The sequence below is a fragment of the Mesorhizobium sp. BR1-1-6 genome, from assembly GCF_020165355.1.
GTDB lineage: Bacteria > Pseudomonadota > Alphaproteobacteria > Rhizobiales > Rhizobiaceae > Mesorhizobium.
The window spans coordinates 802,215-816,974 of sequence record NZ_JAIUHZ010000001.1 but is presented as its reverse complement, the minus strand read 5'-3'; the positions used below and the strand labels follow the sequence as shown (position 1 = coordinate 816,974).

At 63.9% G+C, this 14,760-nt stretch carries 12 protein-coding genes; 8 read left to right on the top strand and 4 right to left on the bottom strand.

What is annotated here, in order from left to right:
• The first annotated feature begins 482 nt into the window (after nucleotides 1-482).
• The 3 genes from LB545_RS03965 (at nucleotide 483) to LB545_RS03955 (ending at nucleotide 3,134) form a co-directional block, all read left to right on the top strand.
• Nucleotides 483-1,337: a MetQ/NlpA family lipoprotein gene (locus LB545_RS03965; RefSeq protein WP_140491565.1), complete on the top strand. Its 855-nt coding sequence runs from the start codon at nucleotides 483-485 to the stop codon at nucleotides 1,335-1,337.
• A gap of 71 nt (nucleotides 1,338-1,408) precedes the next feature.
• Nucleotides 1,409-2,497, top strand: coding sequence for a methionine ABC transporter ATP-binding protein (locus LB545_RS03960; protein ID WP_140763022.1), 1,089 nt, complete (start codon nucleotides 1,409-1,411; stop codon nucleotides 2,495-2,497).
• Entirely contained in the window at nucleotides 2,478-3,134 is a 657-nt protein-coding gene (locus LB545_RS03955; protein ID WP_140662489.1) for a methionine ABC transporter permease, read from the top strand. The genes LB545_RS03960 and LB545_RS03955 overlap by 20 nt, the downstream gene beginning before the upstream one ends.
• A gap of 9 nt (nucleotides 3,135-3,143) precedes the next feature.
• On the opposite strand, the gene LB545_RS03950 is transcribed toward LB545_RS03955, so the two are convergent.
• The 4 genes from LB545_RS03950 to LB545_RS03935 form a co-directional block, all read right to left on the bottom strand.
• Nucleotides 3,144-3,710 (bottom strand): Fic/DOC family protein, encoded by a 567-nt coding sequence (locus LB545_RS03950; RefSeq protein WP_224704466.1) that lies wholly within the window; start codon nucleotides 3,708-3,710, stop codon nucleotides 3,144-3,146.
• A gap of 4 nt (nucleotides 3,711-3,714) precedes the next feature.
• Nucleotides 3,715-3,921 carry a hypothetical protein gene (locus LB545_RS03945; RefSeq protein ID WP_140514236.1) on the bottom strand — a complete coding sequence of 69 codons (207 nt, stop codon included), beginning with the start codon at nucleotides 3,919-3,921 and terminating at the stop codon, nucleotides 3,715-3,717.
• A 105-nt stretch (nucleotides 3,922-4,026) separates the two neighbouring features.
• Nucleotides 4,027-5,712 (bottom strand): hydantoinase B/oxoprolinase family protein, encoded by a 1,686-nt coding sequence (locus tag LB545_RS03940; protein ID WP_224704464.1) that lies wholly within the window; start codon nucleotides 5,710-5,712, stop codon nucleotides 4,027-4,029.
• Nucleotide 5,713: 1 nt separating this feature from the next.
• Entirely contained in the window at nucleotides 5,714-7,798 is a 2,085-nt protein-coding gene (locus LB545_RS03935) for a hydantoinase/oxoprolinase family protein (protein ID WP_140559096.1), read from the bottom strand.
• 222 nt (nucleotides 7,799-8,020) lie between these two features.
• Between LB545_RS03935 and LB545_RS03930 the strand changes: the two genes are divergently transcribed.
• From LB545_RS03930 to LB545_RS03910, 5 genes are all read left to right on the top strand, one after another.
• Nucleotides 8,021-8,848, top strand: a complete 828-nt coding sequence (locus LB545_RS03930; RefSeq protein WP_140491577.1) for a ferredoxin--NADP reductase — start codon at nucleotides 8,021-8,023, stop codon at nucleotides 8,846-8,848.
• 207 nt (nucleotides 8,849-9,055) lie between these two features.
• Nucleotides 9,056-10,096 carry a deoxyribose-phosphate aldolase gene (gene deoC / locus LB545_RS03925; protein ID WP_140559097.1) on the top strand — a complete coding sequence of 347 codons (1,041 nt, stop codon included), beginning with the start codon at nucleotides 9,056-9,058 and terminating at the stop codon, nucleotides 10,094-10,096.
• Nucleotides 10,097-10,319: 223 nt separating this feature from the next.
• Nucleotides 10,320-12,692 carry an aldehyde dehydrogenase family protein gene (locus LB545_RS03920; RefSeq protein WP_140559098.1) on the top strand — a complete coding sequence of 791 codons (2,373 nt, stop codon included), beginning with the start codon at nucleotides 10,320-10,322 and terminating at the stop codon, nucleotides 12,690-12,692.
• A 179-nt stretch (nucleotides 12,693-12,871) separates the two neighbouring features.
• A complete protein-coding gene (locus tag LB545_RS03915; RefSeq protein ID WP_140514227.1) occupies nucleotides 12,872-13,603 on the top strand; it encodes an SDR family oxidoreductase in 732 nt (243 codons plus the stop codon).
• Between the two features lie 169 nt (nucleotides 13,604-13,772).
• Nucleotides 13,773-14,618, top strand: coding sequence for a fumarylacetoacetate hydrolase family protein (locus LB545_RS03910; RefSeq protein ID WP_140559099.1), 846 nt, complete (start codon nucleotides 13,773-13,775; stop codon nucleotides 14,616-14,618).
• Nucleotides 14,619-14,760 lie beyond the last annotated feature (142 nt).

Genomic DNA, 14,760 nt, shown 5'->3' with positions numbered 1-14,760 from the left:
GTATGAGAGATGCTAGGACGGTACGCATTCCTGAGTATGCCGGGCCGCCGATTGTCACTTCCCAGTCAGTGCCGCGTTTACGGGGAAACTTAGCACTGCGTAGCGCTTCACGGAATGCTGTCGGCTCAACGCCTACGGTTTGAGCCATTTCTTCAGCGGTTGTGTATTTGGCTATCATGAAATCTCCTGTGCTTTCCTCTAGGCATATAGGGATTCAGAGCGGAATGCGCCAGCAGACCGGCCAGATCGCAACCGGGACACTACGGGAAAGTGCGTTCGTCAGCTCAACCGCGGCGCTGCGGCCCGTTTGGCGCGGCGGCTAGGCTACCGTGCTCGCCGTTCAGAAAATTTTGAGAGAATATTCCGGGCTTCCGGGCGAACCGGGAACGCGGTTCTTTGATAATATCCCTGGAGTTTCTGATGATCTGGACAAGGCTTGGCGTTCCGCCCGGCTTGTGACTTCGCAACCGCAGAGATCCATCATGTCCGATTTCAGGAACACCTTGTCGTCTTCCCTCTCGTCATATTTCAACCGCCGCGCGGGTCTTGGCTTGCTTTTCGCTTCGGCGGTCGCGGTCGCCGGGCTGATTGCGCCCAGCGCTTCGTTCGCCGAGGACAAGAAGGCGATCAAGGTCGGCATCATCAGCGGCGAGGACGAGGATGTCTGGCGCGTCGTCGTCGCCCAGGCGGCGCAAAAGGGCCTCAGCATCGAAACCGTGGTCTTCAACGATTACACCCAGCCCAATGAGGCGCTGGAACGCGGCGAGATCGACGCCAATGCCTTCCAGCACCAGCCCTATCTCGACAACCAGATCAAGACACAGGGCTACCACATCGTGCGCGTCGGCTATACCGGCGTCTGGCCGATCGGCCTCTACTCCAAGAAATATACGAAGATCGCCGACCTGCCCGAGGGCGCGGTGATCGGCGTGCCGAACGATCCCTCCAATGAAGGCCGGGCGCTGCGCGTGCTGCAGAACGAGGGCGTGATTAAACTGAAGGACGGCACCGGCATTCTCGCCACCACCGCCGACATCGCGGAAAACCCGAAGAAGGTCGAGATCAAGGAGCTTGACGCCGGCATTGTCGGCCGCTCCGTCGAGGATCTCGATGCCGCCGTGGTCAACACCGACTGGGCGCTGAAGAGCGGCCTGACACCGGAAAACCGTATCGCGCAGGAGCCTATCGCCGACAACCCCTACCGCAACTTCATCGCGGTCAAGGTTGGCAATGAGAACGAGCCCTGGGTGAAGACGCTGGTCGCCTCCTACCAGAACGAGGCGGTGAAAGCCGAGTTCGACAAGGTCTACAAGGGCACCGGCCTCAGCGCCTATTGAGGCTGTTAGTGCATTTGACATGAAGGCGGTCCGCGCGGTGCGCGGGCCGCGATCGTATTCGGGATCCGCGCATGAACCAGCATTTCTCAGCAACCGCAGAAGCCATGGAGGGCACAGGCCCACCGCCGCAAGACGTGGTGCGGCTCGTCGACCTGAAGCGCCGCTTCGGCGCGACGGCGGCACTCGACGGCATTTCGCTGACGGCGCGCAAGGGGGAGATCCTCGGCATCATCGGACGCAGCGGCGCCGGCAAGTCGACGCTGATCCGCTGCCTGAACGGGCTGGAGCGGCCGGATTCCGGTGAAGTCTTCATCGAAGGCCGCGAGATCAGCCGGCTCGGCGAGCGCGACCTGCAGCCGCTGCGGCGCCGCATCGGCATGATCTTCCAGCATTTCAACCTGCTGTCGGCCAAGACGGTCGAGGACAATGTGGCGCTACCGCTCAAGATCGAGGGCCGCCCGAAGGCGGAGCGGCTGATGCGCGCCGCCGAACTGCTTGAACTGGTCGGCCTGTCGGAGAAGGCAAAGGCGTATCCGGCATCGCTGTCGGGCGGACAGAAGCAGCGCGTCGGCATCGCCAGGGCACTGGCCGCGCGGCCGGCGCTGCTGTTGTCGGATGAAGCTACCTCCGCGCTTGACCCGGAGACGACGCGGTCCATCCTCGCCTTGCTGAGGGACATCAACCGGCAGCTTGGCCTGACCATCCTTTTGATCACCCATGAGATGGAGGTGATCCGCTCGATCGCCGACCGCGTGGCGGTGATCGACGCCGGGCGCTTCGTCGAGCAAGGCCCGGTCTGGTCGGTATTTGCCGAGCCGCGCTCGAACATTACGAAAAGCCTGCTTGGCGCCATCCGGCCGCAATTGCCGGCCGAGCTCTCGGCCCGGCTGCTGCCCGCGACCGGGGCGGAGACGATCCTGCGCGTGGATGTGGCCGGCGAGACCGCGCGCAGCCCATTGCTGTCCGATCTCGCGGCGACGGTGCCTGGCCCGTTCCGCCTTATCCATGGTGGCATCGACCATATCCAGCAGCAGCCGGTCGGCACATTGTTCCTTTCTGTTCCCGGCAAGGATGCAAGCCATCTCGCGCGAGTGATCGCATTCCTGAAGTCCCGCCAGGCGCGGGTGGAGGTGCTTGGCCATGTCGCCGATCCTGTTTGAGCTTCTGCTGCGGTCGATCTGGGAGACGGTGCTGATGACGGCCGCTTCCGGCCTCATCTCGCTGGTTTTCGGCCTGCCGCTTGGTCTCGCCTTGATCGCCACCGAACGCGGCGGCATCGCCGAAAGCCTGTGGGTCAACCGCGTGCTCGGCGCAGTCATCAACGGCTTCCGGTCGGTGCCGTTCATCATCCTTTTGGTGGCGCTGATCCCGGTGACGCGGCTGATCGTCGGTACCTCGATCGGCACCTGGGCGGCGATCGTGCCGCTGTCGATCGCCGCCACGCCCTACTACGCGCGCATCGCCGAAGTGTCGCTGCGCGAGGTGGACCATGGCCTGATCGAGGCGGCGCGCGCCATGGGCGGCAACCGCTGGACGATCATCCGCGAGGTGCTGGTGCCGGAAGCGCTGCCAGGCATCGTCGCGGGCTTCACCGTGACGCTGGTGACGCTGGTCGGCGCCTCCGCCATGGCCGGCGCGATCGGCGCCGGCGGCCTCGGAGACCTCGCCATCCGCTACGGCTACCAGCGGTTCGAGACGTCAGTGATGATCGCCGTGGTGATCGTGCTGATCATCCTGGTCTGCGGCATCCAGTGGGTGGGCGACCGGCTGGCGGCGAAGCTGGACCGGAGGGGGTGAGCGGCTGAGCTACGCGATGATGTCTTCGATAAGCGTTTGAAGCGGCGCCTCGGAACCACCGAAGCTGTCAATCATCGCCTGAATAACGCGATCTCGCTCCAGGATATCGGCGTTGAATGTGAAGCCCGCATGTTCAGCAAGCATCGCAAGGAAGGTGAGTTGGGTACGGCCGTTGCCTTCGCGAAAAGGATGAACGGCATTGACCTCCGCAACGATGTGGGCCACGTGCCTCGCAAAACCGAGGCTGTCTAGGTCTGCCAAGGAGTCAAGTTCACGGAACACCCGAACCATCTCGCTGGCGATGTGCTCGGGATAGCAAAACCAGCTGCCACCCTTGCCGATCCGGATGGTGCGCGGCTGACCGGCCCAAGCATACACGTCTTGGAACAGGTGCCGATGCAGGTGGAGATAGTGACGGTAGTCGAGTTCGCCTGCCGGAAGGGGCTCGTCCGCGCGAGTCAGGAACAAGGCGAGCTCGACCTCATCGAGCTCTGCCTGCTCGCGGATATCAAGCAGATTTATAAGCACGGTCGTGCCGGGGTAGCAGAGTGGATCGAACTCGGCAGCGTAGACCAACGGCCTATTTCTTTTTGCGGATTTCTTCTTTGATCAGCGAGCGCCGCTCGTCACCGGACAACCCTTGCCGCACACCATGGTTGAGTATTTTCGCCATGCGGGACGACAACTTCATACCTTCGACAGCGCTGATTTTCTCGCCATGCGCTCTCGTCAGCACGAAATGACCCGTCTTGGCTGAGCGGCCGGTTCTTGAATTAAGATACTTCATTCGCAAATCATATCATGGACCCGCAGGAGAGGCCAAAACGATTTCCGAGCAAGCCGGACCAGGCCGCGGCCTTACTCCTCCGGGTCGAACAAGGCGCCAGCGAGTTCATGCGGCGCCGAACAAATCCCTGGCCTGTTCAGCCGTATAATAACCAAGCCTGACGTCCTGAGCCACCAGTTCCGGATCGCGCTCACGCGGATTGCCGTAGCCGCCACCACCCGGCGTACCGACGCGGACGCGGTCACCGGCCTTGAGCGGGATGTCCTGCTCCTTGGAGAGGTGCGGCGGCACATGTTCCTTCCCGTCGCGGATGACGGCCACCGTGTTGGGCTCGCCATCCCGGCCGCCGAGCGCGCCTTGCGGGCCGAAGCGGCCATGGTCCATGACAAAGGAGGCGCGGGCTTCTCCACGCAGGATCTCGACCTCGTAGGCAAGGCCAAAGCCGCCGCGATGTTTGCCGGCGCCGCCCGAGCCCTCGCGCAACGCATAGTGACGGTAAAGCACCGGAAAGGCCTGCTCCATGATCTCGACCGGCGGCGACTTGGAGATGCCGATGGTCGAGCAGCCATTGGTCAGCCCGTCATGGCCGGCATTGCCGCCATAGCCGCCGCCAGAGATCTGGTACATGACATAGTCGCGGCCGCGCGCCGGATCGTTGCCGCCGAGCGCGAAATTGCCGCTGGAGCCGGCGGGCGCCGCCGTTACCTTGTCGGGCAGCGCCTGCACCATGGCCGCAAACACCGCCTCGGCGATGCGCTGCGACACTTCCGCGGCGCAGCCCGAGACCGGGCGGGGATATCTGGCATCCAGGAAGGTACCCTCCGGCCGCTTGACCTCGAGCGGCTCGAAGGCGCCGGCGCTGATCGGCACATCGGGGAAGATATGGCGCATGGCGAGATAAACCGAGGACAAGGTGGTCGCCAGCACGCTGTTCATCGGCCCCGCGCAGGGTTTTGACGAGCCGGCGAAATCGAAAGTCAGGGTGTCGTCCTTCTTCTCGACGGCGAGCGCGATGGTCAGCGGCTCGTTGACCACGCCGTCGGAATCGACGAAGGCCGTCGAGCGGTAGGTCCCGTCGGGAATGGCCGCTATGTTGGCGCGCATCTGCTCGGCGGCGCGGCGGCGCAGTTCTGCGATCGCCTCGACAACGGTTTCGTCTCCGTAACGATCCAGAATTCCATTGAGCCGATCCTGGCCGATCAGCAGTGCGGCAGCCTGCGCCCTGATGTCGCCGATGCGCTGGTCGGCGACGCGGATGTTCGAACAGATGATGGCGTAGATCTCCGGGTCGAGTACGCCTTTCTTGAACAGTTTGACCGGCGGCAGCCGCAAGCCTTCCTGCTCGACCGCCGTCGCCGAAGCCGAGAAGCCGCCGGGCACCGAACCGCCAATGTCGGGCCAATGACCGGTGTTGGACAGCCAACAGAAAATCTTGCCGTCCCGGTAGACCGGCATGACGAAGCGCACGTCCATCAGATGCGTGCCGCCGAGATACGGGTCGTTGACGATGTAGATATCGCCCGGCTCCGGGGCCAGGCAGCGGCCGTCGGCGATCATCTCGATCACCGTCCTGGTCGAATATTGCATGACGCCGACGAATACCGGCAGGCCCTGGCTGCCTTGCGCGATCAGCGAGCCGTCGACGGCCGAATAGATGCCGTCGGAGCGGTCATTGGCCTCGGCGATGACAGGTGAGAAGGCGGCGCGGGAAAAGGTCAGGTCCATCTCATCGCAGACCTGCTGCAGGGCTGCCTGGAGAACCGAGAGCGTGATGGCGTCGAGCTTTTGCATCTCAGGCCTCGCCAATGTCGATGATGATGTTGCCGTCGGCGTCCGAGCGGGCACGGTCGCCGGGTTCGAGCACCGTGGTAGCGTCCATCTGTTCGAGGATCGCGGGCCCTTCGATGATCACATCGAGCGGCAGTTCTTCGCGTGCGTATACGGGCGTGTCATGCCAGCGCCCGCTGTACCAGACCGGCCGGATCTCGCGCCGGGCCTCGTCGAGCGTCTTTGCCCGCCCGGCGGGGTCGATCAGCCGCGACAGATCGATCGCCGGCCTGACACCCGTCACCGAGGTGTTCAAGTTGACCAGATTGGCGCGGATTTCCGGCAGCTCGACCTTGAAGCGCGCGAAATAGGCCTTTTCGAACAGCGCCTGCAGCTCCTGCCGGGTCACCGACGAGGACGGCAGCGGCACGTTGATGATGTGGGTCTGGCCGACGAACTGCATGTCGGCGGAATGGGTGACGCGGATGGTCTGCGGTTTCACCGCCTCCTTGGCGATCAGCTCCTCGCCTTCGTTTCGATGCCGTTCCAAAACCCGATGGAGCTGGCTTTCATCAAGAACGCCTACCGGCCGGTTGATGGTGTTGACGAAATCATGGCGCAGATCGGCGACGACGCAGCCGAGCGCATTGGTGATGCCGGGCCGTGCCGGCACCAGCACCCGGGGCAGTCCAAGTTCGCGCGCCAGAGCGGTGGCGTGCAGCGGGCCGGCGCCGCCGAAGGCGAACAGCGCGAAATCGCGCGGATCGTGACCGCGCGACACCGACACCATGCGGATGGCGCCGGCCATCTTCATGTTGCCGAGCCTGAGCACCGCGCCGGCTGCTTCGACGCCGGACAAGCCCGTCGCCTTGCCGATCCTGTCGGCGAAAATGCCGGTGACACGCTCTGATGTGGCCGGATTGTCGACGGCAAGCAGCTTCTTCGACGCCAGCCGGCCGAGCACCAGATTGGCGTCGGTGATGGTCGGCTGCAGGCCGCCGCGGCCGTAGCAGATCGGGCCTGGATTGGCGCCGGCACTTTCCGGGCCGATCTGGATCAGGCCTGCCGCGTCGACGCGCGCGATCGAGCCGCCGCCGGCCCCGACCGTGTGCACCGCCACCATCGGCACATGGATGGGCATGGCGTATTCGATCTCGATCTCGTTTGAAACCGCCGGTTCGGCGTTGCGGATCAGCGCCACGTCGGTCGAGGTGCCGCCCATGTCGTAGGTGACGAGATTTTCGAAGCCGGCGCGCTTGCCCGTGTAGGCGGCGGCGATGACGCCCGAGGCCGGGCCGGACATCACGGTCTTGGCCGATTCACGTGTGACGAAGCGGGCCGAGATCATACCGCCATTGCCGTTCATGATCAGGAAGTCGCGGGCGTAGCCTTTGTCGGCGAGTTCCTTGCGCAGCCGCTCGACATAGCGCTCGAGGATCGGCTGCACCGAAGCGTTGACCGAGGCGGTGACGCCGCGCTCGAATTCGCGCGCTTCCGACAGCAGCGCATGACCCGCGGTGATGTAGTCGTTCGGCCAGAGTTCGGCGGCGATCTCGGCGGCGCGCCGCTCGTGCGAAGGGTTAGCGTAGGAATGCAGGAAGTGGATGACCAGGGATTCGCAGCCGGCATCGATCAGCGCCTTCACCGCCTCGCGCATTTCGGCTTCGTCGAGTGGCATGCGTACCGCTCCCGACGCCTCGACGCGCTCGGACACTTCGAGCCGCAGGTTGCGCGGGATGACCGGAACAAAGGTGCCGGTCATGCCATAGGGCTGCGGCCGCGTGCGCCGGCCGAGCTCGATCACGTCGCGAAAGCCGCGCGTGGTGATCATGCCGGTCTTCGCCAGCCGGCGTTCGAGCACCGCGTTGGTGGTTGTCGTCGTGCCATGCACGATAAGATCGATGCCGTCGATCGGAAAGCCGGTGGTATCGAGCGCCGAAACGACGCCGAAGGCCTGGTTGTCGACGGTCGTGGGCGTCTTGGCGATATGTACCCGCCCGCCATCCTTGCCATCAATCAGAAGCAGATCGGTGAAGGTTCCGCCGACGTCGATGCCGGCGACGACACTGCCCAGGGAATCCGGCGGCTGCACTGAAAAATTCTCTTTCATTGTCGAAACCCGAAATGCTGGGACTACGGATATGTCACAGTTTGGAAAGGTGTTTTACGGCGGCATCTTGACGCAAATATCGTTTGTATACTAATAAATTCCGGACACAAGAGCTTACCGCTTTGGAGTGTGCGAGCAGCACGCCGGAACCTGAACGGTCCGGGCGCGCAGGAATAAGGTTTGGCGCCCGCGTTCGTGAGTTGGGCCAGAAGGTTGGATTTGATGAACACCACATCCGCGTTCAACACCGCCGGCGCCCGCCCGCTGCAATTTCCGATTCCAGCCAATGTCTATGCCGAAACCGTGGTCTCGGTGAAGCACTACACCGACCGGCTGTTCTCGTTCCGCATCACCCGTCCGCAGTCGCTGCGCTTCCGTTCCGGCGAATTCGTCATGATCGGCCTGCCCAATGCCGAGAAGCCGGTGTTCCGCGCCTATTCGGTGGCCAGCCCGGCCTGGGACGAAGAGCTGGAATTCTTTTCCATCAAGGTACCGGACGGCCCCCTGACCTCGGAGTTGCAGAAGATCCAGGTCGGCGACACCGTCATCATGCGCCAGAAGTCGACCGGCACGCTGGTGGTCGACGCGCTGACGCCGGCCAAGCGGCTGTTCATGATCTCCACCGGCACCGGCATCGCGCCCTTCGCCAGCCTGCTGCGTGACCCTGACACTTATGAAAAATTCGAGCAGCTGGTCCTGACCCACACCTGCCGTGACAATGCCGAGCTGACCTATGGCCAGGAACTGGTGGCGGCGCTCGAAAGCGACCCGCTGATCGGCGAACTGACCGGCGGCCGTGTCACGCTCTACAACTCCACGACCCGCGAGGAGTCGGCCCGCATGGGCCGTATCACCGCGCTGATCGGCTCCGGCAAATTCTACGCCGACCTCGGCATAGAGAAGCTCAATCCCGAGACCGACCGCATCATGATCTGCGGCTCGATGCATATGCTCAAGGACGTCAAGGAGATGGCCGAGAGCCTCGGTTTCCAGGAAGGCTCGCTCAGCCATCCCTCGACTTTTGTCGTCGAGCGCGCCTTCGTCGGCTGAGGCCTGCTCTTCTCCGGCGATCGAGCTTTTGACCTTCTGGTCAAAAATTAGCTGCTTTCGCGGCCTTTTTCAGCTATCCTCGCTTGAGGACTCGTGAAGCGCGGCTTCGCGGGCTATCTTCGTGCGTGTCGCCCAAAAGTGCCGAGCGGTTTGGGAAGACGATACACACCTAGACATAAGCGCAGTCGCTGAGTGAAAGGGCAGGAGATGAGCAGCACAATCCGCGAGGCCGAGGCCAAGGTGATGCCGCTGCCGGCGCGCGCCGCCGCCAACACCGCCCTCCCGCTGGATCATCGCATCGCGCGCAATCCCGGCATGAAGCTCGACCTCGGCTTTCTGGAGTCGGTGCGCAGCGTCAACCGCTCGGCGCTGGAACGGCGCGTCGCCAGCCTGACCAAGCGGCGCTCGATCAAGGCCGACAACCAGGCGGCCTGGCTGCTGCGGGCGATAGCCTGCATGGACCTGACGACGCTCAACTCGAACGACACGGAAGAGCGCGTGCGCCGGCTTTGCGCCAAAGCGATCAATCCGCTGCGCCGCGACATCGCCGAGGGCCTGGGCATTGCGGGCGAACCCATCCGCCCGGCCGCCGTCTGCGTGTATCATCCGTTCGTCGCCACCGCGGTCGACGCCGTGCGCGGCACCGGCATCCATGTCGCCGCCGTCTCCACTGCCTTCCCGCATGGTCTTGCGCCACTGTCGACCCGCCTCCAGGAGATCGAGGCCTCGGTGCGCGACGGCGCCGACGAGATCGATGTCGTCATCCCGCGCGGCCTGGTATTCGGGGCCAAATGGCGCGAGCTCTACAATGAGATCGTCTCGATGCGCGCTGCCTGCGGCGATGCGCATCTGAAGGTCATTCTCGGCACCGGCGACCTCGCCACGCTGCGCAATGTGATGCTGGCCTCTATGCTGGCAATGATGGCGGGCGCCGATTTCATCAAGACCTCGACCGGCAAGGAAAGCGTCAACGCCACGCTGCCCGTCGGCCTTGCCATGGTGCGCGCCATCAGGGCCTATTTCGAGGAGACCGGCTATCTCATCGGCTTCAAGCCGGCCGGCGGCATTTCTACCGCCAAGGTGTCGCTCGACTGGCTGGTGCTGATGAAGGAAGAACTCGGCCGGCCATGGCTGGAACCGGATCTGTTCCGCTTCGGCGCCTCGAGCCTTCTCACCGATATCGAGAGGCAGCTCGAGCATCACCTGACCGGGCATTATTCGGCCAATCATCGCCACGCGATGGCTTGAGTCAGGGCTCGAACGTGGAGCCCTACGGCGCCCCCCTCTGTCCTACCGGACATCTCCCCCATACGGGGGGAGATCACGCGCTTCCTTGTTTTCGTCCATTTTCAACGTCGCAAGGGCAGCGACACGCTGAAACTGCCAATCTCCCCCCTTGTGGGGGAGATGTCCGGCAGGACAGAGGGGGGCGCGACAGAGCGCTTGCCGAGGCAATTATCTGGAGGGCCCCATGAACATTCTCGAACGCTATCACGCCATGGAATACGGTCCGGCGCCGGAAGCCCGCAACGAGGCCGACGCCTGGCTTGCCGTGCGCGATTTTTCCAAGGCATTGTTCATCGACGGCACCTGGAAGGCGGCTGGGGGCGGCAAGACCTTCGAGACCAGCGAGCCTTCTTCCGGCAAGCTGCTGGCCAAGGTTTCGGACGCGGGCGCCGCCGACATCGACGCGGCGGTCGCGGCGGCCACCAAGGCGCTGCCGAAATGGTCGGCCTCCTCGGGCTATACCAGGGCAAAAGTGCTCTATGCCATCGGCCGCGCCATGCAGCGCCACCAGCGCCTGCTCGCGGTGCTTGAGACAATCGACAATGGCAAGCCGATCCGCGAGAGCCGCGACATCGACGTGCCGCTGGCGATCCGCCACTTCATCCATCATGCCGGCTGGGCGCAGGCGCTGGACAGGGATTTCCCCGGCCACAAGGGCGTCGGCGTCGTCGGCCAGATCATCCCGTGGAACTTTCCGCTCTTGATGCTGGCCTGGAAGATCGCGCCGGCGCTGGCCGCCGGCTGCACGGTGGTGCTGAAGCCGGCCGAGTTCACGCCGCTGACAGCCATCCTGTTCGCCGAAATCTGCGAACGCGCCGGCGTGCCGAAAGGCGTCGTCAACATCGTGCAGGGCGGCCCGGAAGCGGGTGCGGCCATCGTCAAACACCCCGGCATCCAGAAGATCGCCTTCACCGGGTCTTCCGAAGTCGGCAAGATCATCCGCAAGGCTACCGCCGGCTCGGGCAAGAAGCTGTCGCTGGAGCTTGGCGGCAAGTCGGCCTTCATCGTGTTCGAGGATGCCGATCTCGACAGCGCCGTCGAAGGCCTGGTCGACGGCATCTGGTTCAACCAGGGACAGGTCTGCTGCGCCGGTTCGCGGCTGCTGGTGCAGGAAGGCATCGCCGAAGCGTTCTTCGCCAAGGTCAAGGTCAGGATGAGCCGGCTGCGCGTCGGCAGCCCGCTGGACAAGAACACCGATATCGGCCCGCTGGTCGATCTGACGCAGCTCGATCGCGTCAAGGGCCTGGTCGCCGAGGGCGCAAAACAGGGGGCGGTCTGCTGGCAGCCGGATGCGGCGCTGCCCTCATCCGGCTATTACCATCTGCCGACCCTCGCTACCGGCGTTTCGCCGGCTAATATTCTCGCCCAGGAAGAAGTATTCGGCCCCGTTCTGGCGACCATGACGTTCCGCAACACCGAGGAAGCGATCGAGCTCGCCAACAACACCCGCTATGGCCTTGCCGCTTCGGTGTGGAGCGAAAACGTCAACCTCGCTTTGCACGTCGCACCGCAATTGAAGGCCGGCGTGATCTGGGTCAACGGCACCAATATGTTCGACGCCGCCTGCGGCTTCGGCGGCTACCGCGAGAGCGGTTTCGGCCGCGAGGGCGGGCGCGAAGGCATGTTCGAATATCTCACGGCAAAGCTGCCGCTCGGCCCGGTCATCAAGCCGGCGACAGTCTCGGCACAACCCGTTGAACAGGCCGATGGCGCAGCAATCGACCGGACGGCAAAACTGTTCATCGGCGGCAAACAGGTTCGGCCCGATGGCAACTACTCGCTGGCGGTTGTCACCGCCAAGGGCAAGCTTGCCGGCGAAGTCGGCTTGGGCAACCGCAAGGATATACGCGATGCCGTCTCCGCGGCGCGGGCCTGCAAGAGCTGGCCGGAGGCGACCGCCTACAACCGCTCACAGGTGCTCTACTATCTGGCGGAAAACCTCTCCGGCCGGGCGGAGGAGTTCGCCGCCCGTCTCGTCCAGCTCACGGGCGCGACCGCCAAGGCGGCACGCGAGGAGGTCGACCAGTCGATCGAGCGGTTGTTTCTCTATGCCGGACTTGCCGACAAGTTCGAGGGGCGCGTGCACCAGCCACCGGCACGGGCGGTGACGCTGGCGCTGCATGAGCCGGTTGGCGTCGTCGGCATCGTCGCGCCCGACAATCAGCCGCTGCTCGGGTTCATCTCACTGGTCGCGCCGGCGCTGGCAATGGGCAACACGGTGGTCGCGGTGCCTTCGGAGCGCCATCCGCTGCTCGCCACCGATCTCTATCAGGTCATCGAATATTCCGACGTGCCTGCCGGCGCCATCAACATCGTCACCGGACGCACGGCCGAACTTGCCGGCGTGCTGGCCAAGCATGACGATGTCGATGGGCTCTGGCTGTTCGCCGATGCCGACACCTGCGCCAAGGCGGAGGTCGAGTCCGTCGGCAACCTCAAACGTATCTGGAGCGGCAATGGCCGTAGCCTCGACTGGGCCTCGGAAGAAGCCGCTGGCGATGTTTTGCTGCGCCGCGCCGTCGAGGTGAAGAACGTCTGGGTGCCCTACGGCGACTGACGTTCCATGCTGTCACGATGGAGATCGGGTTCGGGCTTGACGCTCGGGCTTATGTTCTTTAACGAGAAAAAACATCTTTATCTGTGAACTGACAGAGCAGGCCACATCATGGCCTGTGACTGGCACATGACGCCTTCGCAGGCCGCCGATAAAGGCAGTTAACCCAGGAGGAGAACAGCATGGCGGATCTGGCAGGCAAGGTCGTCGTCATCACGGCAGCGGCGCAAGGCATCGGCAAGGCAAGCGCGCTCGCCTTCGCCAAGGCAGGAGCTACCGTCCATGCCACCGACATCAACGAAACGCTGCTGGCGGAACTCGCCAAGACTGCCGGGATCAAGACACGCAAGGTCGACGTGCTCAATGACGAGGCGGTCAACACCGCCTTCGCCGGGATCGGCCGCGTCGACGTGCTGTTCAACTGCGCCGGTTTCGTCCACTCCGGCTCGATCCTGGAGATGAAGGACAGCGATCTCGATTTCGCTCTCAACCTCAACGTTCGCGCCATGATCCGCACCATCCGCGCCGTGCTGCCCGGCATGCTGGAGCGCGCAGACGGGTCGATTATCAACATGGCCTCGCTGGCGAGTTCGCAGAAGGGCGTGCCGAACCGTTTCGCCTATGGTGTCACCAAGGCTGCGGTGATCGGCCTGACCAAGGCAGTCGCGGCCGACTATGTCGGCAAGGGCATACGCTGCAACGCCATCTGCCCCGGTACGGTGGAAAGCCCGTCGCTGCAGGATCGCATGCACGCGCAGGGCGATTATGAAGCCGCGCGCGCCGCCTTCATCGCGCGCCAGCCGATGGGCCGGCTCGGCACGCCGGAGGAAATCGCCGATCTGGCCGTCTATCTGGCCGGCGCCACCTACACATCCGGGCAGGCCTACAATATCGATGGTGGCTGGTCGATCTGACCGGATCGAGGAGTCTGAAAATCCCGCTCACCGGCGATCACTATATGGTGTCCGCGCTTGCCCTGGATCAGGCCGGTGGTACGGTCCGCCGGCTTCCCAAACGGGAGCCATTCGTTTCGGTGAAGAGTTTGCAAAAGGCCGCGAGGCCGCAACCAGGAGAAGGGTCTAAATGAAACTGCTGCGCTATGGCGAGGTGGGGAGCGAACGTCCCGGCCTGCTCGATGCGGATGGGACGATCCGCGACCTCTCCGCCCATGTCGCCGACATTGCCGGCACCACGCTTCACCCGGCCTCGCTGGAGATGCTGTCCAAGCTCGACGCAAAGTCGCTGCCGGCGGTTTCCGGCAAGCCGCGGCTCGGCGCCTGCGTTGCCGGCACCGGCAAGTTCATCTGCATCGGCCTCAACTATTCCGACCACGCCGCCGAGACCGGCGCCACCGTGCCGCCGGAGCCGATCATCTTCATGAAGGCCAGCTCGGCCATCGTCGGACCGGACGATGACGTGCTGATCCCGCGCGGCTCGGAGAAGACCGACTGGGAGGTCGAGCTCGGCGTCGTCATCGGCAAAACGGCAAAATATGTCAGCCAGGCCGATGCGCTCGAATACGTCGCCGGCTACTGCGTCGCGCACGATGTCTCCGAGCGCGCCTTCCAGGCCGAGCGCCAGGGCCAATGGACCAAGGGCAAGAGCTGCGACACGTTCGGCCCGACCGGCCCATGGCTGGTGACCAAGGACGAGGTCTCGGATCCGCAGAACCTGAAGATGTGGCTGACCGTCAACGGCAAGACCATGCAGAACGGCTCGACGAAGACCATGGTCTACGGCGTCGCCTATCTTGTGTCCTATCTCAGCCAGTTCATGTCGCTGCATCCTGGCGACATCATTTCGACAGGCACGCCGCCCGGTGTCGGCCTGGGCATGAAGCCGCCGGTGTTCTTGAAGGCCGGCGACGTGGTGGAGCTGGGCATCGAAGGGTTGGGCCAGCAGAAGCAGACGTTCAGGGCTGACGCATAACTTTCACGAGTCGCGCCGCCCCTCATCTGGCTGCCGCCATCTTCTCCCCGTAGAACGGGGAGAAGGACGCTGTCGTTGCTGCTTTCGCCAATCGCCGGCGCTGGAGCTATCTTCCTTCTCCCCGTCACTATACGGGGAGAAG

Bases quoted from the DNA above. Each gene is read 5' to 3' on its own strand.
- LB545_RS03910 (WP_140559099.1), top strand. From the start codon at position 13,773: ATGAAACTGCTGCGCTATGGCGAGGTGGGGAGCGAACGTCCCGGCCTG.
- LB545_RS03935 (WP_140559096.1), bottom strand. From the start codon at position 7,798: ATGAAAGAGAATTTTTCAGTGCAGCCGCCGGATTCCCTGGGCAGTGTC.
- LB545_RS03945 (WP_140514236.1), bottom strand. From the start codon at position 3,921: ATGAAGTATCTTAATTCAAGAACCGGCCGCTCAGCCAAGACGGGTCAT.
- LB545_RS03965 (WP_140491565.1), top strand. From the start codon at position 483: ATGTCCGATTTCAGGAACACCTTGTCGTCTTCCCTCTCGTCATATTTC.
- LB545_RS03960 (WP_140763022.1), top strand. From the start codon at position 1,409: ATGAACCAGCATTTCTCAGCAACCGCAGAAGCCATGGAGGGCACAGGC.
- LB545_RS03915 (WP_140514227.1), top strand. From the start codon at position 12,872: ATGGCGGATCTGGCAGGCAAGGTCGTCGTCATCACGGCAGCGGCGCAA.
- LB545_RS03940 (WP_224704464.1), bottom strand. From the start codon at position 5,712: ATGCAAAAGCTCGACGCCATCACGCTCTCGGTTCTCCAGGCAGCCCTG.
- LB545_RS03930 (WP_140491577.1), top strand. From the start codon at position 8,021: ATGAACACCACATCCGCGTTCAACACCGCCGGCGCCCGCCCGCTGCAA.
- deoC (WP_140559097.1), top strand. From the start codon at position 9,056: ATGAGCAGCACAATCCGCGAGGCCGAGGCCAAGGTGATGCCGCTGCCG.
- LB545_RS03955 (WP_140662489.1), top strand. From the start codon at position 2,478: ATGTCGCCGATCCTGTTTGAGCTTCTGCTGCGGTCGATCTGGGAGACG.
- LB545_RS03920 (WP_140559098.1), top strand. From the start codon at position 10,320: ATGAACATTCTCGAACGCTATCACGCCATGGAATACGGTCCGGCGCCG.